The sequence below is a fragment of the Streptomyces sp. NPDC088817 genome, assembly GCF_044750345.1.
Lineage (GTDB): Bacteria > Actinomycetota > Actinomycetes > Streptomycetales > Streptomycetaceae > Streptomyces.
The window spans coordinates 36,400-56,113 of record NZ_JBIVJN010000009.1 but is presented as its reverse complement, the minus strand read 5'-3'; the positions used below and the strand labels follow the sequence as shown (position 1 = coordinate 56,113).

Below are 19,714 nucleotides of genomic sequence, written 5' to 3'. Positions count from 1 at the left end.
GCCCGCCGTTCAAGGTGGTTCTTCCCGACGCTCCGGGGCGCGGCGGCGGGCGGGCGGAGCGGGCTTCTCCTCATGGCCGTCGCCATCGCCGCCGTCATGGCGGGGACGGCGCGCCTGGGCTGTCCGGCCCCGCTCGGTGCCGCCGCTTCCACCGGCGGCCCTCCGCGCGGGCCCGGCCGCCCGCCGGACCGCACCGCGCCCGGCCGCCACAGCACCGCGCGCGGCGCGGCGCGCTGCGGCCGGGGCGCCCTCCGCGGAGTCCTCGGCGGTGTCGGCGGGTCGCCGCGCAGGGCTACGTGTAGACCGGTCGGCCGCCTCGTGTGCGGTGTCGGTGGTCCGTCGTGCCGTGCCGCGCGTGGCCTGGGATGCTGCCTCGCCTGCGGTGTCGGTGGTCCGTCGCGTCGTGCCACGCGTGGGCTGGTGGGTCGCCTCGTCTGTGGTCTCGGCGAGCCGCTGTGCCGTGTCACCCGCCCTCTGGTCAGCTGCCTCGCCTACGGTGTCGGCGGTTTTGTCGGCCGCCTCGCCCGCCGTGCCGACCGCCTCACCAGTGGTGGCCTCCGCCTTCGACGCGGTACGCCTGGCGGCCCGGCCGCTCTCCCGAACCGCGCCACCGACGTCCTCGCCAACGTCGCCCACGGCCCGGCCCGCCTGGCCGCCGACATCCCCGACGGCGCGTCCAGCCTCGCCGCCCACGTCCTCAACGGCGTCACCCGCTCCCCGGCCGACGCCTTCCACGGCTGAGCCTGCTCCCCGGCCCACGTCTTTGACGGCGCCGCCCGCTCCGCGTCCGACGTCCTCCACGACGGACTCGGCTCCCTGGCCGACGTCCTCCACCGCCGCGCCCGCGCCCCGGCCCACGTTCTCAACGGCGCCGCCCATTCCCCGACCGACGCCTTCCACCCCCGCGCCCGCTCCCTGGCCGACGCCCTCCACAGCTGTGCCCGCACCCCGCCCCACGTCCTCGACGGCGCCGCCTGCTCCGCGTCCGACGTCCTGGACGGCGGACCCGGCGCCCTGGCCGACATCCTCCACCGCCGACCCCGCCCCCCGGCCCACGTCCTCGACGGCCCTCCCCGCGCCGCTGCCCAGTTCGCCTACGGCCTGCCGGGCGCCGCCGCCGACGTCCTGCACCGCCGACCCGACGCCCCGGGCCAGCTCCTCCAGGATCTGCGGGTTGCGGTCGAGGGTGGTGAGCACTCGGTTGATGATCATTGCGACGTTGTCGAGCCTCACCTTGAGCTGGGCCTGCGCCTCCACGCCTGTGATGGCCAGGTGGACCCGCCCGAGGGCGACGTCGGCACCTACGTTCAGCTTCAGCAGGTCCAGGACCTCGGCCTGGAGCGAGACGTGGGCCCGCAGGTTCTCCACGTCCAGGTCGATCTCGTCGACCTTCAGCAGCGGAACGTCGAGGAAGACGTCGGGCGCCGAATCGGCCCCGCCACCGGGGACGAAGGCGTCCTCGTCACCGACGTACTCCGCCTCATCGCCCTCTTCCTCGTCGTACAACCCGGGCTCGGCGTACTCGTCGGAGTCCTCGGCCTCCTCCTCGTCGTACCCCTCGGGGTCCTCGACGGGACCCTCGTCGTTCTCGGCGTCGTCGTGCATCCCTGCACCTCCGCGAGCTCGACGGATGATTCACCCCGTTCATCCCAGTATGGCGTGCCGTCGTGCGGCGACAACGGCGGAGGAAGGCCGCCGTCACCGCCGTAGCGGACGCGCTCGGTCATGCCCTGGCGGGCCCACGGGAGAGCTCGCGGCGAGGGAGGCGGCAGCAGGCTGATGGGCCGAACGGGTGAAGCCCGCCCATCGGTCCGGCCCACACCGCGTGCGTCACTCACCAGTCCCGGGTGGCGATCAGCTCCTCCACGTCCGCGTCCGTGAAGCCGTAGGCCGACGCTACGAACCAGAAGTCCTCGGCGATCTCCTCCCGTGCGACCGTCTCGATCTCGCTTCCGGCCGCCTCGAACTCCGCCTCCAGCAGGTTGAACTCCTCCGTCGCGGCCTGGGTGAGCGGATACAGGGCCGCCAGATCCGACGGCCGCTCGGCCTCGACCCGCTCGCACAGCCGCAACAGGATCGCCCGGCCCTTGTCGACGACGTGATCGGGGAAGTACGCGTCCTCGTACAACGGCCGCAGAAACGCGTGCCCCGCCACCTGCTGATTCGTGATCGGCACAGCGATCCCTTCCCTGTAGAACGACTGGTCCGCCGATCATGCACCAGCCCACTGACAACAGGAGTTGCCAGGTCCGCACGCCGCTTCGGGGGAGCGCCGCCGGAGTGCGTCGTCCTAGTCTCGGTGCCATGACTACCCCGCCCTCCGCCACCGCCGCGGCCCTCGAGTCCCGCCGTACCGTGACCGCCGCCGTCGTCCAGGCGGCCGCCCCGCTGTTCGACACACAGGCGGCGCTGAAACGAGCCGAGGAACTCATCCGGGAGGCCGTCGGCGACCGGGGCGCGGAGGTCGTCGTCCTGCCCGAGGCGTTCCTCGGCGGCTATCCCAAGGGCCTGGACTTCGGCATCACCGTGGGCAGCCGTACCCCGGCCGGCCGTGAACTCTTCCGCCGCTACCACGCCGCCGCCATCGACGTCCCCGGCCCCGAGACGGACAGCCTGGCCGCCCTCACCCGGGAACTCGGCTGCCACGCCGTCGTCGGCGCCGTCGAACGCCAGGGCGGCACCCTCTACTGCGTCGCCCTGTTCTTCGGCCCCGAGGGCTACCTGGGCCTGCACCGCAAGCTCATGCCGACCGCCGCCGAACGCTACCTGTGGGGCCAGGGCGACGGTTCCACCCTCCCGGTCGTCGACACCGGCACCGCCCGCCTCGGCGCGGCCATCTGCTGGGAGAACTACATGCCGCTGTTCCGCACGGCCATGTACGCCAAGGGCGTCGACCTGTGGTGCGCGCCGACGGTGGACGACCGCGACGCCTGGCAGGCGAGCATGCGGCACATCGCCCTGGAGGGCCGCTGCTTCGTCCTCAGCGCCAGCCAGTACCTGCGCCGCGAAGCCCTGCCCGCCGACCTCCACCCCGTCCAGGGCGACGCGCCCGACACCGTCCTGATCGGCGGCGGCTCCGTCATCGTCTCCCCGCTGGGCGAGGTCCTCGCCGGCCCGCTGCGCGGCAGCGAGGGCATCCTGACCGCCGAACTCGACCTCGACGACCTCGCACGCGCCCGCTTCGACTTCGACCCCACCGGCCACTACGCGCGCCCCGACGTGTTCACCCTCCACGTCGACGAGTCGGCCCGCACCACCGTCACCAGCTCCTGAAAGGCCCTAGCCGATGCGTACCCCCGCGCCGCCCACACGGACGCGCGGGTCACCCGCGCGCAGCGTCACCGTGAGTTCGCCGGGGCGGCCCAGGTCCTCGCCCTGACGCAGGGTGAGGACGGCGTCCTCGGGGACCAGGCCCAGCTCACGGGCGTACGCGCCGAACGCGGCGGCCGCGGCGCCGGTCGCCGGGTCCTCGACGACGCCGCCGACGGGGAACGGGTCACGCACATGGAAGACGGTGGGCGACTCCCGCCACACCAACTGGAGCGTGGTCAGGTCCAGGCGGTGCATCAGGGCTTCGAGGCGCGGGAAGTCGTACGCGAGATCCGCGAGGCGCGCGCGAGTCGCCGCCGCGAGCACGAGATGTTGCGCACCGGCGAACGCGATGCGGGGCGGGAAGGCGGGGTCGAGGTCGGCGGCCGGCCAGCCGAGCGCGGCGAGCGCCTCCGCGAGGTCGGCGGATGCGATCTCCTCGATGTGCGGCTCGACGCTGGTGAGTGTGGCCCTCACCGTCCCGCCCTCGACGGCCACCTCGATCGGCACGGTGCCGGCGCGCGTCGCGAACACAAGCCTGCCGGGGCCTGTCCGCTCGGCGAGGGCGACGGCGGTCGCGACGGTGGCGTGCCCGCAGAACGGCACCTCGGCCTTGGGGCTGAAGTAACGGATGCTGTACGCCCGCCCCTCCGGGTCGTCGAGGCCCTCCGGGGGCGCGGTCAGGAACGCGGACTCCGAGTACCCGAGGCCGGCGGCGATGGCCAGCATGTCGCTGTCGTCCAGGGCGGCGGCGTCCAGAACGACACCGGCGGGGTTTCCGCCGTCGGGGTCGCTGGAGAAGGCGGTGTAGCGCAGCACCTCGGGCCGCGGCGCGTTCGTCGTCATGTGCGCGGGAACACGCTGCGGGGCCGCGGCTATTCCTGTCCGGCCTCAACTGAATGTGCGGCGGTACGCCTGCGGGCTGACGCCCGTAGTCCGCTTGAAGCGGTCGCGGAACGCCGTCGGTGAGCCGAACCCGACCTGAACCGCGATCCGCTCCACCGGATGCCGGGTGGTCTCCAGCAGGTGCTGGGCCTGCCGGACGCGCGCCCGGTGCAGCCATTGCAGCGGGCTGGTCCCGGTCTGCTCACGGAAGCGGCGCATGAGGGTGCGGGTGCTGACGCCGGCGTGCGCGGCCACGTCGGCGACGGTCAGGTTCCGCTCCAGGTTGTCCTGGAGCCAGGTGAGCAGGGGTTCGAAGGAGGAACCCTGCGGCGCGGGCGCGCGGTCATGGACGATGAACTGCGCCTGCCCGCCCTCCCGTTCGAGCGGCATGACGGAGAGCCGGGCGGTATCGGCGGCCACCGCCGAACCGTGGTCGCCGCGGATCATGTGCAGACACAGGTCGAGGCCTGCGGCGGCGCCCGCGGAGGTGAGGAGCCGGCCGTTGTCGACGTACAGCACGTCGGGGTCGACCGTCACCTTCGGATGCAGCGCGGCGAGCAGGTCCGCCGCCATCCAGTGCGTCGTGGCACGCAGTCCGTCGAGGAGTCCCGTGGCGGCCAGCGGGAAGGTGCCCGTGCAGATGGACGCGATCCGGGCGCCGTCCGCGGCGGCCGCCAGCAGCGCCTCGCGGACCTCGGGCGTGAGCGGGGCGGTGGGGGCGGCCGTGCCCGGCACGATGACCGTGTCCGCACCCTTGAGGCCGTCGAGCGCGTGGTGCGCGCGGAGGGTGAAGCTGCCGGTGTCGATCTCGGGTCGCTCGGCGCACACGCGGACCTGGTAGCCGGGGCCTCCGTCGGGGAGACGAGTACGGGAGAAGACCTCGATCGGCGTGGACAGGTCGAAGGGAATCACCTGGTCCAGCGCCAGGACGGCGACGGTGTGCATGGCGGGAACATAGCTCATCGCCGCGTTCCCGCCACCGCGGCATCACGCCGAGGCGCCGCCGCACGCAGTACGGCGGCATCGCTTCGGGCCGCTGTCACCCGAGCGTCAGGGCATCCCGCGCATCCGGCTGATCTCGCTGGTCTGCTGGGCGATCACTTCGTTCGCCATCTCCTCGACCTGTACGTTGCGGCCGTCCGAGAGCACTGAGGTGGCCATGGTGATCGCCCCGTAGTGGTGCGCGGTCATGAGTTTCAGGAACAGCTCGTCGAAGGCCGCCCCGCGCGCCGCGCGGAGCTGCGTCAGTTGGGCCTCGGTGGCCATGCCGGGCATCGTGGCGTGGTCGTGTCGGTGTGACGAGCCCGCTCCGCCACTCGTGCGCCGCTTCCCGCCGTGATTCTTCAACCACCCCTTCATGGCGTCGATTTCAGGCCCCTGGCCCGCGGCGATGCGGGAGGCCATCCGCTTCACGTCGGCCGACTTCGCCCGGTGCGGGGCCAGTTCGGTCATCTCCAGCGCCTGGCCGTGGTGGACGATCATCATCTGGACGTACTCGAAGTCCGCCCCGTTGGGGGAGTCGTCGGGAAGCTCCTTGGCGGCGTCCTCGGCGGACAGGGTCCGGGCGGGCTCACCGGGCCTGCCGGGAGCGATCACCGAGGGGCCGGGCGCGCTCCTCTTCTCCGGAGCGTCCGTGCCCGAGTCGCAGGCGCCGACGGTGAGAGCGACAAGGGTGAGAGCGGCGATTGTCCGCCATCTGACACGATCAAAGACTTTCCCGGCGGGCGCATTGCCATCTTTTGATCTGTACATGAAAAGTACGATACTGCGGCTGTCCGTGAACCGTTCCCTTGCGAACGGACACCAGGGAGGAAACAGTGAACCTGTTGAACAGTCCCCGAACACGGCCCAGGCGCCTGGGGGTTGTGGCAGCAGCCACCGGTCTGCTGGCGGCGCTGCTCACCGCGGCTCCGGCCATGGCGACGCCCGACCCCGGCGACGCCACGAGCACACCCCAGCGAGTGTCGAAGAACCAGGCGGCCGAGACCAGAACGGCCATCGCCGACGGCGAGATACCCGCGCAGGACGAGATCGTCCACTCCGACAACATCGAGCACCTCGTCAACGTCCCCAAGGACGCACTGACGGACCTGAACTCGGACCTCGCCTTCCAGGGCAAGTACGTGTTCGCCGGAAACTACGACGGCTTCCGCATCTTCGACATCAGCAACCCGAAGGCGCCCAGGACGGTCTCCCAGGTGCTCTGCCCGGGATCGCAGAACGACGTGTCCGTCTACGGGAACCTGCTGTTCCTGTCGACCGACTCCTCACGCAGCGACAACTCCTGCTCGAGCACGTCGCAGCCCGCGACCGAGAAGTCATCGTGGGAGGGCATGAAGATCTTCGACATCAGCGACAAGAAGAACCCCAAGTACGTCACGGCCGTGGAGACCAACTGCGGCTCGCACACACACTCCCTCGTTCCGCACGGCCGCAACGTCTACATCTACGTGTCCTCGTACTCCCCGAGCCCGTCGTTCCCCGACTGCCAGCCCCCGCACGACGGCATCTCGATCGTCAAGGTGCCGCGCGACGCTCCCCAGAAGGCCGCGGTCGTCAACTTCGCCGTCCTCTTCCCGGGTGACGGCCCCGACGGTGGCGGCAACCCCGGCGCGCCCACCAACCCGGGTGTCTCCAAGACGACCGGCTGCCACGACATCACCGTGCTGCCGTCGAAGGACCTGGCCGCCGGTGCCTGCATGGGCGACGGCATCCTGATGTCCATCAAGGACCCGGAGCACCCGAAGGTCATCGACCAGGTCCAGGACAACGTCAACTTCGCGTTCTGGCACTCGGCGACCTTCAACCAGACCGCGAAGAAGGTCGTCTTCACCGACGAACTCGGCGGCGGAGGAGCCGCGACCTGCAACGCGGCCATCGGCCCGAACCGCGGAGCCGACGGCATCTACGACATCGTCGGCAAGGGCGACCAGCGCAAGCTCGTGTTCCGCGGTTACTTCAAGATCCCGCGCCACCAGGCGGACACCGAGAACTGCGTCGCCCACAACGGCTCGCTGATCCCGGTCAAGGGCCGCGACCTCATGGTCCAGGCCTGGTACCAGGGCGGCGTCTCGGTCTGGGACTTCACCGACTCGACGCAGCCGAAGGAGATCGGCTACTTCGAGCGCGGCCCGCTGAGCACGGACCGGCTGACCATCGGCGGCTCCTGGTCCGCGTACTACTACAACGGCTACATCTACTCGAACGACATCGCCAAGGGCTTCGATGTGCTCAAGCTGAACGACCGGCGCACCGACCCGGCCCGGAAGATCCACCTGGACCAGCTGAACGTCCAGACCCAGCCTGACTACTTCGACTGACCCGGACAGGGCTGCCGGCACAACGCCACCTACCCGCCGGGCGGTTCACCGCCCGGCGGGACACCCGTACCGCGGTGCCGGCGTCGAAGATTCTTGTCGACCCATTACCAAGCGTTTACTGAGCGGATACCTTTCTCCTTGCCGGTGGCAGGGGAGCCGTGCGATCCGGTCGTTTCCCCCTGCCCCGGAGCGCCGCCGCACGTCCCCTCGGCCTGTTTCTCGGCCATCACGCCCATTTCTGATGGACTGCCGGAAGGAAGCGTCTTGAACGCTCGGAACCGCCGTACCACGGTAGCCGCCGTATCCGCCGCAGGGCTCATAGCGCCGCTGCTGCTGATCGGCTCGGGCACCGCCTCCGCTCACAGCGACCCTGCCAAGGAGGCTGTCCAGCTCGCGAAGAAGCTCGTCAAGAAGAGCAACGCCGAGGATGCCTACGAGCATCTGAAGAAGTTCCAGCGGATCGCCGACAAGAACGGCAACACCCGGGTGGCCGGGTCGGAGGGGCACCGGCAGTCGGCCGAGTACGTCGAGGGCCTGCTGCGGAAGGCCGGGTACTCGGTGAGCCGGAACGAGTTCGACTACCCCTTCACGAAGACGCTGGCGCAGAGCCTTCGGACGGTGTCGCCGCAGCAGCAGGACATTCCGCTGATCGCCATGACGTACTCCGCGAGCAGCCCGGTCGGCGGCATCACCGCCCCGGTCGCGGTGGTGCCGGTCGACGACACCACCGGCTGCGAGCCGGGGGACTACGCCTCCGGGACGTTCACCGGCAAGATCGCGCTGATCAAGCGCGGCGGCTGCACCTTCGCCGAGAAGCAGGCGGCCGCCGCCGGTGCGGGCGCGGTCGGGGCGATCATCTACAACAACACCGAGGGCACGCTGAACGGCACCCTGGGCGACCCGTCCGTCGCCAGGATCCCGTCCGGCGGCGTCACCAAGGCGGACGGCGAGGCACTCGCGGCGAAGGCCGCTGCCGGCGCGGTCACCGTCAACCTGGAGATCCGCACCCTCGCGGAGACCCGGCACACCTACAACGTGATCGCCGAGACGAAGACCGGCAGCACCGACAACGTGGTGATGTTCGGCGCCCACCTGGACTCGGTGGAGGCCGGACCGGGCATCAACGACAACGGCTCCGGCTCCGCCGGCATCCTCGACGTGGCCCTGAACCTCGCCCACGAGAAGGTCAAGAACAAGGTGCGTTTCGCCTGGTGGTCGGCCGAGGAGTTCGGCCTGCTGGGCTCGGAGGCGTACGTCGACGGCCTCTCGGCGGCGGACCGCGCGAAGGTCAAGCTGTACCTGAACTTCGACATGATCGCCTCGCCGAACTACGCCCAGTTCGTCTACGACGGCGACGACTCCGACCAGGTCGGTGCCGGCCCCGGCCCGGAGGGCTCGGCGCAGCTCGAGCGGCAGATCACCGACTACCTGGACAGCAGGCGCATCCCGCACGAGGGCACCGACTTCACCGGCCGCTCCGACTACGGGCCGTTCATCGAGGTGGGCATCCCCTCGGGCGGCACGTTCACCGGCGCGGAGGGCATCAAGACGGCCGGGCAGGCGAAGGTGTACGGCGGTAAGGCCGGAGTCGCCTACGACGCCTGTTACCACGCGGCCTGCGACGACCTGAAGAACATCAACATGAAGGCGTTCGACGTCAACATCGATGTCATCGCCAATGCGGTGGGCCAGTACGCCTGGGACACCAGCATCCTGAGCAAGCCGGTGACGCCGCAGAACACCACGGGCTCGGCGGGCAGCGGGGGTGGCCTGCACGACGGCCACGACCACGGCGTCACCGAGTAACTCCCGTTCCACACAAGGGCAGAGGGAGGGCGGGACTGTCCGGCCCTCCCTCTTCACTTCTGCGGCGGTACATACCTGGCAGGGCGGAGACCGCCACCTGGGCCGGCTGATCACTGGCATATGCTCCGCGTGCTGGTACCCACCGCACTGCGAGGGGGAGAACGTGAGTGGTGAGCCCGGCGACGGGGGTGGTGTGCGGCGGCTACTGTCCTGCCTGGGAGTCGTCGTGGTCGTCCTCGCGGTGGTGGCCGGAGGGATCGTCTGGCTGCTCCGTGACGAACTCCTCCACCCGTTCGGCGACGATCGGGCATGCGCGGGAAGCGACGTGAAGCTGCCCGACGTGATCAGCGCCGGGGGCGCGCCGATCCCCGCCGGCGCCTCCGACATCCACTACCTGACCCGGAACGGCAGGGCCGAAGTCGCCTTCGTGAGCGGCCGGATACCGGACTATCTCCACCGCGCGGGCATCCTCCCCGAGAGCAAACCGCTGTTCGACACCAAGTACGGCGAGAAGGTCGACGACGGGATCGCACGCCCCGACGACCTGTGCGGCGCCGCTCTGCGGGAGCCCCTCTGGGTCTACCACTCCACGAACGACGACGGTGTCGGCGTCAGCGTCATGGTCGAGCGCTCACCCACGGTCGGCGATGCCTTCCGCTTCCCGGCCCGCGCCGTGGTCACCTACAACTTCCCCTGACAGGGAGCGTCAGCTCACGGCGCCGGGATGGTCGGGGCTCAGGTAGTGCGCCGCGGTCTGCTCGGCGTGCGGGGCGAGCAGACCCTGGAGTTCGTCCGCCGCCACCTTGAGGATGTCCCCGTCGCGGGGGGAGTGGAGGGTCTCCAGGACGAAGGCGACGTGGGTGGAGTCCTCGGTGACGCGGGTGCGGTGGGCGTCGCGATGATTCCAGTGGCGGGTGAGGACGCCTTCGCGGTCGGCGTAGATGATCTCGCCGGGCCTTGGGTGTTCGACGGTTCCGGGTTCGCCGAGCGGGGTGAACTCCTCGCCTCCGCCGGCGCGTCGGATGTCGACGTCGCCGGTGACGTGGCCGAGGTCGAAGGCGCCGGCGGGCAGCCCGTGGCGGACGGAGACCGAGTTGTAGGAGTCGACCGCCGGGTTGATGCGTGGCAGCGTGCCGGACTTGGCCATGCGCCGGCCGAGGGCGTCGACACTGGGGCGGATACGGCGGGGATTGGTGCCGAAGGAGCGGTAGGCGGTGTGCCATGCCTCGACGCGGGGGTCGCTCTCGTCGGCCGGCCGCCATATGCCGAGGGCGAGTTGCTGCTCCAGGTCCTCGACAGCGGTGCTCGTGTCGGGCCAGGGTTCTCGGCCGCGCAGGCCGGTGGCCGTGACCAGGGCGATGAGGGTGTCCGGGAAGGCTTCGGCGACGACGGGGCTGATGCGGAAGGCGGTCATGGGCGAGGTCCTGTCTTGTGCGCGTACGGGCGCCGGGGGTCAGGGAGTCCAGGGGCCGATACGGTCCAGGCGGCGCAACTGCTGGCGCGCGGTGGGCACGTCCAGGGCCTGGCCGCGCTCGGTGAGGTGGCCCGCGACGGCGGTGCGGTGCTCGACGGGCTTGTGGTCGTCGTACTTGAACTTGGCCCGCACGTCGGTGACTTCCAGGCGCAGTCCGCGGATGCCGGGCAGCATCCGCCCGTACGGCGGCCGGTCGACGTCGATGGGGGCGTGGTCGCCGTCGGGCTGGAAGTGGGCCATCTGGCGGCGCAGCAGATCGGCCTTGGCCTCGGGATCGTCGACGATGTGGGCGCGGCAGGTGAACTGGACGGCCGCGTAGTAGCTGGTGGGGACGCCGTCGGTGGGCGGGATACCTGGCTTGGCGCGCCAGGGGCCGGGCACGAAGGCGTAGTCGCCGATGACGGTGAAGGTGACGTTCGGGTCGTGCTCGATGGCCTTCCAGACCGGGTTGGGACGGGCGAGGTGGACCAGCAATCGGCCGTTGTCGGTGGTGAAGTGGGTGGGCACGACGACGGGTGCCTGGCCGGGCAGGCCGTTGACACCGAGCTGGCCGAAGTCGTGGCCGTCGGCGATCCAGGTCTGCCATTCGGCGTCGTCCAGGGAGGCGTCCCAGGGCTGGATGAACATGCGGTTCTCCTTGAGGGGGAGGGCAGTTGGTCAGGTGAGGGCGAGGAGGCCGACCGCGACGGCGGCGGTGCCCAGGCCGACGAGCTGGCCGCGGTGGACGCGTTCGCCGAGCACACCGCGGGCGAGCAGGACCGTGCCGGCCGGATACAGCGCGGTGATCACCGCGACGACGGTGAGATCGCCGCTGCGGGCGGCGAGCAGGAACAGCAGGTTCGCGAGCGAGTCCAGGACGCCCGCGGTCGCGGAGATCGCGTAGGCGGGCCTCTCCGGGCCCAGCCGGCGGCGCATCGCCGCGGCCGCGGCCAGGGTGACGGCCGAGGAGACCCCTCTGCCGATGATCAGTGGGGCCACGCCGCTGTCGGAGGGCGCCTGGTGCAGGAAGACGAGCTGAAGGGCGATGGCGGCACCCGCCCCGAAGGCCAGCAGCAGAGCCGTCCGCGACGGGCGCGACGAGCGTGCCCCGTGCCCGGCGCTCACCAGGATCACGGCCACCAGCGCCAGCGGCAGACCCGCGAGGGCCGCCGCTCCGAGGCGTTCGCCCTGGAGCAGCCCGACCGCGACCGGCAGCGCGGCGGACACCAGCGCCGTGAGCGGCGAGAGCACGTTCATCGGGCCGATCGCGAGGGTCTTGTACAGCAGGGCGAACGCGGCGGCCGACGCCACCCCGGAGGCCGCGCCCCATGCCACGCTCGCCCAGGTGAACGAGGCGCCCAGGACGGGCCACAGCAGCAGTTCGACGGCGAGACTGGCGGGGGCCGCGACCAGCACGGTGCGCAGCACATGCGCCTTGCGGGCGCCGAGGCCTCCGAGGAAATCGGCGCAGCCATAGGCGAGAGAGCTGCCCAGGGCCAGCAGCAGAGCGAGCACGGCACTTCCCTAACTTTCACATTGGAACGACCCGACCGTACAATAAAACGACCGCCTCCTGTCAACCAAATGACCGGACGGTTCATTGAAGTGATCCACTCGTCAGGACGGTGATCCGGTGCCCGAGGCCGAAGAAGCCCTGCGCACGCTCGCGCACAACGTCAGAGCCGCACGCACGCGCGCGGGCCTGTCCCTGGACGAGCTGGGCCGCCGGGCCAAGGTCAGCAAGGGTGCCCTGGTCGGGCTGGAGAAGGCCCAGGGAAACCCGAACTTCGCCACCCTGGTCCGCCTCGCCGACACCCTCGGCATCTCGGTGTCCGCGCTGATGGAGGGGCCGGCCGAAGGCCGGGTCCGCGTGGTGTCCGCCGACGCCGTGATGCCCCTGTGGGCCGGGGAGCAGGGCGGCGAGGCCCGGCTCATGCTGACCACCTCGGGACCGGCTCCGGTCGAGGTCTGGCGCTGGAGACTGGAGCCCGGCGAGGAGTACCCCAGCCACCCCCACCAGGCCGGCGTCGTGGAAACCGTCAGCGTCACGTCCGGCCGGATGACACTGGTCGTCGACGGCACCGAGCATCCCCTCGAAGCCGGACAGACCGCCACCTTCGACGGCGACACCGCCCACACCTACCGCGGCGCGGGCACCGGCACCTGCCACCTGATCATGACCGTTCACATCCCGCCCGGCCCCGGCTCCCCGAACTGAGGGAGTGGCGGCCTCGGCCGGGAGAGGCGGCGGCTGCGACCGTTCGTCGCACGAGGGATACCGCTTACCGCAGACGATCGACCGACCGGTGTTCAGCAAGGTGCGGGATTCGTACCGTCCGGGATCATGAGTGCTCCTGTTGCTCCCCCGGGATGGAGCCGCTGGCTGATTCCGCCCGCCGCTCTGTCGGTCCACCTGTCCATCGGCCAGGCCTACGCCTGGAGCGTGTTCAAACCGCCCCTGGAGTCGGCGCTCCACCTCGACGGCACGCGGAGCGCGCTGCCGTTCCAGCTGGCGATCGTGGTGCTCGGGCTGTCCGCCGCGTTCGGGGGCACGCTCGTGGAGCGCAACGGACCGCGCTGGGCGATGACCGTCGCCCTGGTCTGCTTCTCCTCCGGATTCCTGCTTGCCGCGCTGGGCGCGCAGACTGAGCAGTACTGGCTGATCGTCCTCGGCTACGGATTCGTCGGCGGCATCGGGCTGGGCATCGGCTACATCTCGCCCGTCTCCACTCTGATCAAATGGTTCCCGGACCGGCCCGGCATGGCCACCGGCATCGCCATCATGGGCTTCGGCGGCGGCGCGCTGATCGCCTCGCCCTGGTCGGTGCAGATGCTGGACTCCTTCGGCACCGACCACTCGGGGATCGCCCTCGCCTTCCTCGTGCACGGACTGTCGTACGCCGTCTTCATGTCCCTGGGGGTCCTGCTGGTGCGGGTGCCGCGGGCCGGGAAACCCGTCGAGAGCGGGCCGAGCGCCTTCGCCGGCGCCCAGGTCTCCGCCCGCAGTGCCGTGCGCACCCCGCAGTTCTGGTGCCTGTGGCTCGTACTCTGCATGAACGTGACCGCCGGCATCGGCATCCTGGAGAAGGCCGCCCCGATGATCGCGGACTTCTTCGCGGACACCTCCACCCCGGTGTCCGCCTCCGCGGCCGCCGGCTTCGTCGCTCTGCTGTCGGCGGCCAACATGGCGGGCCGCATCGGCTGGTCCTCGACCTCGGACCTGATCGGACGCAAGAACATCTACCGCGTCTACCTGGGCGTCGGCGCGCTCATGTACCTGCTCATCGCGTCGTTCGGCGACTCGTCCAAGCCGCTGTTCATCGTGTGCGCGCTCGTGATCCTCTCCTTCTACGGCGGCGGATTCGCGACGATCCCCGCCTATCTGAAGGACCTGTTCGGGACCCACGAGGTCGGCGCGATCCACGGCCGGCTGCTCACCGCCTGGTCGACCGCCGGAGTCCTCGGCCCGCTGATCGTGAACTGGATGGCCGACCGCCAGGAGGAGGCGGGCAAGCACGGGTCGTCCCTCTACGGCCTCTCCTTCATGATCATGATCGGGCTGCTCGTCGTCGGGTTCGTCGCCAACGAGTTCGTACGGCCCGTCCACCCCCGCCACCACATCACCGCACCGAAGGAGGCCGCCGATGGCCGACACGAGCAGCACGCCTGACCGGCGCGCGCTGATCCTCCTCTCCTGGCTGTGGGTGGGCGCCCCCCTGTGCTACGGCCTCTACGAACTCGTCCTGAAGGCCAAGCAGCTCTTCACCGGGTGAAGCGGCAGCCGCATGGAGTATGTGAACGAAGTGTGCATATTCCATGGTGCAGTTGTGGCATGATCTGACCTCGCTGCGTCACGTCGGCAGAGCCCTCGACGGCTCACGGCCGACGTGACGAACGGGCGACTGCCGCACCGAGCAGCACGCCACACGACACGGCCGCCGCCACGGCCTGCGCTGCCAACGCGTTCTGGGGGACCTATGACCAATCCGTACACCATTCCGCCGTACCCCGCTGCCCGGCCTGCCCCCAAGTGGGCACGGAAGCGCTACGTCCTGCCCGCGATGGGCCTCGCCTTCTTCATCGGGCTGGGCGCGGGCGGGCAGGACAGCGAGACCGCGAAGCCGGTCGCCGCGAAGGTGCGTCCGACGGCCACCGTCACCGCGACAGCCACCGCCACGGAGACCGCGACCCCGTCGCCGGCACCGACCGTGACGGCGACGGCGACGGAGACCGTCGAGGTGAAGGTGACCGTCACCGCGCGGGCCGCGGCGGCAGGTTCGGGCAGCAGCGGCGGTTCGTCCGGCGGCTCGTCGGGGAGCGGCGGCTCGAGTTCCTCGGGCGGGTCCGGCAGTGCCGGAAACGGCGCCACCGCTCAGTGCAACGACGGCACCTACTCCTATGCCGCCCACCATCAGGGCGCCTGCTCGCACCACGGAGGCGTGGCCGTCTTCTACCGGTAGGCCGGGGCCGCCGCCCCGGTGGCCGTGTGAACGGCCCGGCCGGCGCATGGACCGACCGGGCCACCGCGCAGCTTGCCGACCGAGCAGCCTACAACCGGCGGAGTAGTCACAATGACTCCTTCCGCACGACGACCACGGCCTTGCCGGTGGGCAATCCTGTGGCGTGTGACAGCTGATCTCCACAGAGGTGGCGACGCCGTTCCGGCCACCGCGCCGACGCCCCCTGCCGATCGCACGCCCCGGCCGCGCCGTTCACGGCTGCGGCGGTGGACGCGGCGCTTCGCGCTGGGCTCCGCCATCGTTCTGGTGGCCGTCACCGTGGCCTCGTTCACCTACAACGGCTTCACCGCCGGGCGTGCCACGCCCCCACCGGGGCTCAGGTACGCGCAGGCCGCCGACGTCCGGACGCGCTACGAGACCTGGGGCACGGCGGGCTCACCGGTCGTCCTGGTGCACGGCGCCTTCGAGTCCGTGGACACCTGGTCGCGCCTGGCCCCGCTGCTCGCCCGCGACCACCGGGTGTACGCGCTCGACCTGACGGGCGACGGATACAGCGAACGTCGCGGCCCGTACACCGTCGACCACTTCACCCGGCAGTTGCTCGGGTTCCTCGACGCCATGCACCTCGGCGGCCCCGGCGAACGGCCGCTGCTGGTAGGGCACTCCAGCGGAGCCGCAGTCGTCGCCGAGACCGCGCTGCGCGCACCCGACCGGACGGGGGGCGTGATGCTGCTCGACGGCGACGCCCTCGACACGGGCGCCGGTCCGCCGTCGGCCTTCAAACACGTGCTCATCGACCCCTACCGCACCAGCCTGTTGCGCCTCGGGCTCGGTATCGACGCCGTGATCCGCGGCCTGTACGACGCGCAGTGCGGGCCGACCTGCCCGCCCCTGGACGCCGCCGGTCTGGATCAATGGCGACGCCCGCTCCAGGTGCCGGGCGCGGAGGGCGCCCTGTGGAGCATGCTGGCCGAAGGAGTGCCGGGTCTGCCTGCCGGCCGGGTGGCGCGGCTCGCCGGGCTCGACCTCCCCAAGGCGGTGGTGTTCGGGGCGCAGGACGACGTGTTCACCCGGCAGACGCCGTACCAGACCGCCCGACGCATCGGCGCACCACCGCCGACGCTCATCCCGGACGCCCGGCATCTGACGATGATCTCCAACCCGGAGGCGGTCGCGGCGGCCGTGGACGAGCTGATGGACGCACATGGGACTCCGGCGCCGGAGAGGGCTGCCGCCGGGTAAGTGCGTCAGGCTGCGCCAGCCGACCGTTCGGTTATTGTCGAAGGATGCCGCGACCAGCCAATCCACTCGTCCGTGAACGCCTCCTTGCCGCGGGGCTCGAGCTCATCCACACGAACGGCTTCAACGGGTGTGGCATCAAGGAGATCACCGACAGCGCCGGTGTGCCCAAGGGGTCGTTCTACAGCTACTTCGCCAGCAAGGAGGACTTCGCGGTCGCGGTGCTCGAGCACTACTGGGCGTCCATCGACCGGGACTTCGGCTTCCATCTGCGCGACGCGTCCCGGCCTCCCGTCGAACGCGTCACCGCCTTCTTCCTGGCCATGACGGACCACAACGCGCGGCGCGACTTCGCGCTGGGCTGCCTCGTCGGCAACATGTCTCTCGAACTGGCCGACCACAGCGCGGAGGTCAGGGAGAAGCTGGACCACATCATGGACCGGTGGACCGGCTTGATCGCCGCGTGCCTCCGAGAGGCCCGGGCCGACGGAGACCTCCCCGGTGACGTGTCCCCGGAGGAACTCGCTTTCGTCGTCGTCGAGGCGTGGGAGGGGGCTGTCCTGCAAGGACGCATCGGGCAGCGGCGCGACGCGTACGACAGGTTCGTGACGGTGGCCTTGCCGCGTCTGCTCGGGATGCCGGCTCCTTCAGTGAAGTAACAGGCGTCTGTTGGGCCAGTGGTGGAGTGCTCTGGCTTTATGAAAAGACGACCGGTCACTTATTATCGGGTCGTCAGCCACCCCCTCGTGAGGAGCACTCCCTCCCATGTCCGACAGCAGCATCTACGCCGAGCCCGCGGACCCCGCACTTCCCGGAAGCGGGTTCACACTTGACCCCGCGCGTGCGGCGCTGGTCGTGACCGACCCGCAGATCGACTTTCTGAGCCCGAAGGGCGCTACCTGGTCCGTCTTCGGCGACAGCATCACCGAGAACGGCACCGTCGGCCACATCGGCCGGCTCCTCGCCTCCGCGAAGGAGGCGGGCATCACGGTCGCCGTATCGCCGCACTACTTCTATCCCACCGACCAGCAGTGGCAGTTCAACGACCCGATCGAGCAGTTCATGCACGGCGTCGGCATGTTCAGCCGCACCGGTCCGCTCACCCTCGACGGCTTCAACGACTCCGGCGCGGACTTCCTGCCGGAGTACAAGGAGTTCATCCTGGACGGGAGGACCGTCATCGCCTCCCCGCACAAGATCGTGGGGCCGGAGTCGAACGACCTCGTCCTCCAGCTGCGCAAGCGCGGCATCTCGCAGGTGATCCTTGCCGGGATGGCGGCCAACCTCTGCACCGAGGGGCACCTCCGGGAGCTGCTCGAGCAGGGATTCGAGGTCGTCGTCGTCCGTGACGCCACCGCCGGACCCCGGCTGCCCGAGGGTGACGGATACCTGGCCGCTCTGATCAACTTCCGCTACCTGGCCAGCGCCGTGTGGTCCACCGAGCAGACCATCGGTCAACTCCGCCTGGCCTGATGGCATTACCCCCGTCGGCGCGCTTGCCGATGACCGCGCCGACGGGACCGCGGGTGGCACCGGTGACCGGGCCACCCGCTCGGAGGTGACTACCGCGCCGGTGTCGTGCCGTCCTCGAAGCCCTCGCGCGCAGGCCCGTCGTCGTCCGGCGCGGGCAGGAGCACGAGCTGCTCCCGGAGCATCTGCTGCTCGTACTCCTGAAGAGCCGAGAGCGTCGACTGCCAGGAATCCCTTGCCCGGTGTTCGTCGGTGAAGAGGCAGCGGCTCTGCCCTTCCTCGCCTTCGTCGCTGATGGCCCACCATCCGTTCGCGACGTCCCAGAGCGAGCGCACGGAGCCGTCTCTCAGACCGAAGGTGTGGTGTGTCAGGCTCGCCCACACTCCCCAGCCCTCGGGACCGCAGCTTCGCCGGTGATCACGGCGCCATGTCTCGACCTCACGCACCTGGTGTTCCAGTGCCTCGGCGAGCCGTGCACTGATCTCTTCCGGCACCGGAGTCTGTGAGGACTCCACCAACTCCCGTGCCTGCCTTGCCGCGGCGGTCGGACGACGCGCATGAGCGGCGACGGCCGCCTCGACCGAGCGGCAGCCCGTCGACCGCAGTTCGCGGGCCCGGTCGGCCGGGATTCCCGCCGCGGCGAGCGCCGCCGCCTCCGAAGCCCGCCAGCTCTGCCGGGGATCGGCATTCTGGAGCAACACCTGCGGGTCGTCCGTCGCCCGCAGATCCCAGCCGTCCCGGAGCCACTCCTCGGGGGTACGCACGGTCAGGTGAGCGGCGTCGTTTGCGTCTTCGACACGCAGAACGAGGAGCAGCCGCCGCAGGGCCGCGGGAGTCCAGGAAGTGGACAGGAGCGCTCGCGCGGCGTCCTGACCGGCGCCGACGCTTGCGTAGGCGGTGAGGGAGCGCCCGTACTCCTCAGCCATGTGGTCGACCACGTCGGCGCGCTCGCGGGTGAGGGAGAGGGCGTACTCGGTGCCCCGGCCGTCGTATCCGAAACGACGAACGATCAGGGTTGACCGCTGTGCGTCCACGAACACCTCAGCGGCACTGGAGAATCCCGGGTAGTCGGTCGCCACATGCCTGAATGCCTGGGAGTTCTCCCATCCCGGCTCGGCGGGAACGGCGTCATCGGGTGCGGGGGGAATGTCACCGTGATACCGGGTGCCGAGGAGGGCGAACGCCTGACGGCGCAGCGCGTCGGCGGGGTCGCTGTCGCCGGAGCGGACGATGCTGTAGGAGTCCGCGGGCAGCGAGTCGAGCGATGTACGGGGGATGTCCTCAATGAGGAGGAGGGCGCTCGGCGTCCATGTGATCCGGCGGCTGTCGGCGGTTCCTTCGACGGAGAGTTCGCCGGTGTGGGGAGTGCAGCCGTGCAGTTGGGGTGCCCGCCAGTCGGCTTGAGCGCTTGCCAGGAGTTCCCCCGTGGGCAGGCTGAGCGTCAAGGCGGACGGCCGGTGAAGGCGGTCAGGGCTGAGAAGGATGTCCAGGTGCTCGACGGGCCGGCGGCCGTCACGGCCCAGCCGTGCGACGGTCTTCTCGAATCCCGGATCCGCGCAATCGGCGAACCCGGAGTACGGGCTCGGAGCGTGGACGCAGTACGGAGACAGACTCCACGTGGGCTGCCAGTGGAACCCCGCGCGTAAGGGGCGGTGGTTCTTCCACGTCGGGACTGCGACGACGCCGGACTGCGCCGTGACGCGCTCCGAGGTACTGGCAGGAACTGGTTGGGGCATGGTCAATTCCTTCTTGGAGCGCTCAGCAAACGGCGC

20 protein-coding genes are annotated in these 19,714 nt (G+C 70.5%); 11 read left to right on the top strand and 9 right to left on the bottom strand.

The features are described from left to right. Positions 1–9: 9 nt before the first annotated feature. Both ACIP4X_RS18480 and ACIP4X_RS18475 read right to left on the bottom strand, forming a co-directional pair. The gene (locus ACIP4X_RS18480; protein WP_401349408.1) at positions 10–1,605 is read right to left on the bottom strand and encodes a hypothetical protein; all 1,596 of its coding nucleotides are present in this window, start codon (positions 1,603–1,605) and stop codon (positions 10–12) included. A 229-nt stretch (positions 1,606–1,834) separates the two neighbouring features. Further along, positions 1,835–2,176 carry a DUF5713 family protein gene (locus tag ACIP4X_RS18475; RefSeq protein ID WP_391455674.1) on the bottom strand — a complete coding sequence of 114 codons (342 nt, stop codon included), beginning with the start codon at positions 2,174–2,176 and terminating at the stop codon, positions 1,835–1,837. A gap of 128 nt (positions 2,177–2,304) precedes the next feature. On the opposite strand from ACIP4X_RS18475, the gene ACIP4X_RS18470 reads away from it, so the two are divergent. Continuing rightward, positions 2,305–3,273: a nitrilase-related carbon-nitrogen hydrolase gene (locus ACIP4X_RS18470; RefSeq protein ID WP_401349405.1), complete on the top strand. Its 969-nt coding sequence runs from the start codon at positions 2,305–2,307 to the stop codon at positions 3,271–3,273. Positions 3,274–3,279: 6 nt separating this feature from the next. On the opposite strand, the gene ACIP4X_RS18465 is transcribed toward ACIP4X_RS18470, so the two are convergent. The 3 genes from ACIP4X_RS18465 to ACIP4X_RS18455 form a co-directional block, all read right to left on the bottom strand. Beyond that, complete coding sequence (locus tag ACIP4X_RS18465; RefSeq protein WP_358734284.1) at positions 3,280–4,155, bottom strand: PhzF family phenazine biosynthesis isomerase; 876 nt, start codon at positions 4,153–4,155, stop codon at positions 3,280–3,282. Positions 4,156–4,200: 45 nt separating this feature from the next. Next, the gene (locus ACIP4X_RS18460; RefSeq protein ID WP_358734355.1) at positions 4,201–5,139 is read right to left on the bottom strand and encodes a helix-turn-helix domain-containing protein; all 939 of its coding nucleotides are present in this window, start codon (positions 5,137–5,139) and stop codon (positions 4,201–4,203) included. Positions 5,140–5,244: 105 nt separating this feature from the next. Then, positions 5,245–5,946, bottom strand: a complete 702-nt coding sequence (locus ACIP4X_RS18455) for a DUF305 domain-containing protein (RefSeq protein WP_391455678.1) — start codon at positions 5,944–5,946, stop codon at positions 5,245–5,247. Between the two features lie 65 nt (positions 5,947–6,011). On the opposite strand from ACIP4X_RS18455, the gene ACIP4X_RS18450 reads away from it, so the two are divergent. The 3 genes from ACIP4X_RS18450 (at position 6,012) to ACIP4X_RS18440 (ending at position 10,017) form a co-directional block, all read left to right on the top strand. Then, positions 6,012–7,514, top strand: a complete 1,503-nt coding sequence (locus ACIP4X_RS18450; protein ID WP_401349401.1) for an LVIVD repeat-containing protein — start codon at positions 6,012–6,014, stop codon at positions 7,512–7,514. Between the two features lie 264 nt (positions 7,515–7,778). Next, positions 7,779–9,320, top strand: a complete 1,542-nt coding sequence (locus ACIP4X_RS18445; protein ID WP_401349399.1) for a M28 family metallopeptidase — start codon at positions 7,779–7,781, stop codon at positions 9,318–9,320. 163 nt (positions 9,321–9,483) lie between these two features. Further along, positions 9,484–10,017, top strand: a complete 534-nt coding sequence (locus tag ACIP4X_RS18440) for a hypothetical protein (protein ID WP_391455681.1) — start codon at positions 9,484–9,486, stop codon at positions 10,015–10,017. 9 nt (positions 10,018–10,026) lie between these two features. Here the strand turns inward: ACIP4X_RS18440 and ACIP4X_RS18435 are convergent, their stop codons facing one another. Genes ACIP4X_RS18435 through ACIP4X_RS18425 form a run of 3 tightly spaced genes read right to left on the bottom strand, consistent with a single transcriptional unit; the run spans position 10,027 to position 12,288 of the window. Then, entirely contained in the window at positions 10,027–10,734 is a 708-nt protein-coding gene (locus ACIP4X_RS18435; RefSeq protein WP_401349394.1) for a B3/4 domain-containing protein, read from the bottom strand. Positions 10,735–10,773: 39 nt separating this feature from the next. After that, positions 10,774–11,421 (bottom strand): FMN-binding negative transcriptional regulator, encoded by a 648-nt coding sequence (locus ACIP4X_RS18430; RefSeq protein ID WP_358734294.1) that lies wholly within the window; start codon positions 11,419–11,421, stop codon positions 10,774–10,776. Between the two features lie 30 nt (positions 11,422–11,451). Then, complete coding sequence (locus tag ACIP4X_RS18425; protein WP_401349391.1) at positions 11,452–12,288, bottom strand: EamA family transporter; 837 nt, start codon at positions 12,286–12,288, stop codon at positions 11,452–11,454. Positions 12,289–12,406: 118 nt separating this feature from the next. Between ACIP4X_RS18425 and ACIP4X_RS18420 the strand changes: the two genes are divergently transcribed. The 7 genes from ACIP4X_RS18420 to ACIP4X_RS18390 all read left to right on the top strand — a co-directional run bounded on the left by ACIP4X_RS18420 (position 12,407) and on the right by ACIP4X_RS18390 (position 17,945). After that, a complete protein-coding gene (locus ACIP4X_RS18420) occupies positions 12,407–12,991 on the top strand; it encodes an XRE family transcriptional regulator (RefSeq protein WP_358734298.1) in 585 nt (194 codons plus the stop codon). A gap of 126 nt (positions 12,992–13,117) precedes the next feature. Beyond that, positions 13,118–14,443, top strand: a complete 1,326-nt coding sequence (locus ACIP4X_RS18415) for an OFA family MFS transporter (RefSeq protein WP_401349389.1) — start codon at positions 13,118–13,120, stop codon at positions 14,441–14,443. Beyond that, positions 14,418–14,546 carry a hypothetical protein gene (locus tag ACIP4X_RS18410; RefSeq protein ID WP_358734302.1) on the top strand — a complete coding sequence of 43 codons (129 nt, stop codon included), beginning with the start codon at positions 14,418–14,420 and terminating at the stop codon, positions 14,544–14,546. The genes ACIP4X_RS18415 and ACIP4X_RS18410 overlap by 26 nt, the downstream gene beginning before the upstream one ends. 204 nt (positions 14,547–14,750) lie before the next feature. Further along, positions 14,751–15,233 carry a DUF3761 domain-containing protein gene (locus tag ACIP4X_RS18405; protein ID WP_358734304.1) on the top strand — a complete coding sequence of 161 codons (483 nt, stop codon included), beginning with the start codon at positions 14,751–14,753 and terminating at the stop codon, positions 15,231–15,233. A 165-nt stretch (positions 15,234–15,398) separates the two neighbouring features. Beyond that, positions 15,399–16,475 carry an alpha/beta fold hydrolase gene (locus tag ACIP4X_RS18400; RefSeq protein WP_401349385.1) on the top strand — a complete coding sequence of 359 codons (1,077 nt, stop codon included), beginning with the start codon at positions 15,399–15,401 and terminating at the stop codon, positions 16,473–16,475. A gap of 44 nt (positions 16,476–16,519) precedes the next feature. Next, positions 16,520–17,131 (top strand): TetR family transcriptional regulator C-terminal domain-containing protein, encoded by a 612-nt coding sequence (locus ACIP4X_RS18395; protein WP_358734307.1) that lies wholly within the window; start codon positions 16,520–16,522, stop codon positions 17,129–17,131. A 106-nt stretch (positions 17,132–17,237) separates the two neighbouring features. Then, a complete protein-coding gene (locus ACIP4X_RS18390; RefSeq protein WP_358734309.1) occupies positions 17,238–17,945 on the top strand; it encodes a cysteine hydrolase in 708 nt (235 codons plus the stop codon). Positions 17,946–18,034: 89 nt separating this feature from the next. On the opposite strand, the gene ACIP4X_RS18385 is transcribed toward ACIP4X_RS18390, so the two are convergent. Further along, positions 18,035–19,678, bottom strand: coding sequence for a hypothetical protein (locus ACIP4X_RS18385; RefSeq protein WP_401349382.1), 1,644 nt, complete (start codon positions 19,676–19,678; stop codon positions 18,035–18,037). Positions 19,679–19,714: the final 36 nt, after the last annotated feature.

Excerpts from the sequence above, each read along its gene's own strand:
- ACIP4X_RS18390 (WP_358734309.1), top strand. The coding sequence starts at position 17,238 with ATGTCCGACAGCAGCATCTACGCCGAGCCCGCGGACCCCGCACTTCCC.
- ACIP4X_RS18430 (WP_358734294.1), bottom strand. The coding sequence starts at position 11,421 with ATGTTCATCCAGCCCTGGGACGCCTCCCTGGACGACGCCGAATGGCAG.
- ACIP4X_RS18455 (WP_391455678.1), bottom strand. The coding sequence starts at position 5,946 with ATGTACAGATCAAAAGATGGCAATGCGCCCGCCGGGAAAGTCTTTGAT.
- ACIP4X_RS18465 (WP_358734284.1), bottom strand. The coding sequence starts at position 4,155 with ATGACGACGAACGCGCCGCGGCCCGAGGTGCTGCGCTACACCGCCTTC.
- ACIP4X_RS18470 (WP_401349405.1), top strand. The coding sequence starts at position 2,305 with ATGACTACCCCGCCCTCCGCCACCGCCGCGGCCCTCGAGTCCCGCCGT.
- ACIP4X_RS18385 (WP_401349382.1), bottom strand. The coding sequence starts at position 19,678 with ATGCCCCAACCAGTTCCTGCCAGTACCTCGGAGCGCGTCACGGCGCAG.
- ACIP4X_RS18405 (WP_358734304.1), top strand. The coding sequence starts at position 14,751 with ATGACCAATCCGTACACCATTCCGCCGTACCCCGCTGCCCGGCCTGCC.
- ACIP4X_RS18415 (WP_401349389.1), top strand. The coding sequence starts at position 13,118 with ATGAGTGCTCCTGTTGCTCCCCCGGGATGGAGCCGCTGGCTGATTCCG.
- ACIP4X_RS18395 (WP_358734307.1), top strand. The coding sequence starts at position 16,520 with ATGCCGCGACCAGCCAATCCACTCGTCCGTGAACGCCTCCTTGCCGCG.
- ACIP4X_RS18410 (WP_358734302.1), top strand. The coding sequence starts at position 14,418 with ATGGCCGACACGAGCAGCACGCCTGACCGGCGCGCGCTGATCCTCCTC.
- ACIP4X_RS18480 (WP_401349408.1), bottom strand. The coding sequence starts at position 1,605 with ATGCACGACGACGCCGAGAACGACGAGGGTCCCGTCGAGGACCCCGAG.
- ACIP4X_RS18435 (WP_401349394.1), bottom strand. The coding sequence starts at position 10,734 with ATGACCGCCTTCCGCATCAGCCCCGTCGTCGCCGAAGCCTTCCCGGAC.
- ACIP4X_RS18460 (WP_358734355.1), bottom strand. The coding sequence starts at position 5,139 with ATGCACACCGTCGCCGTCCTGGCGCTGGACCAGGTGATTCCCTTCGAC.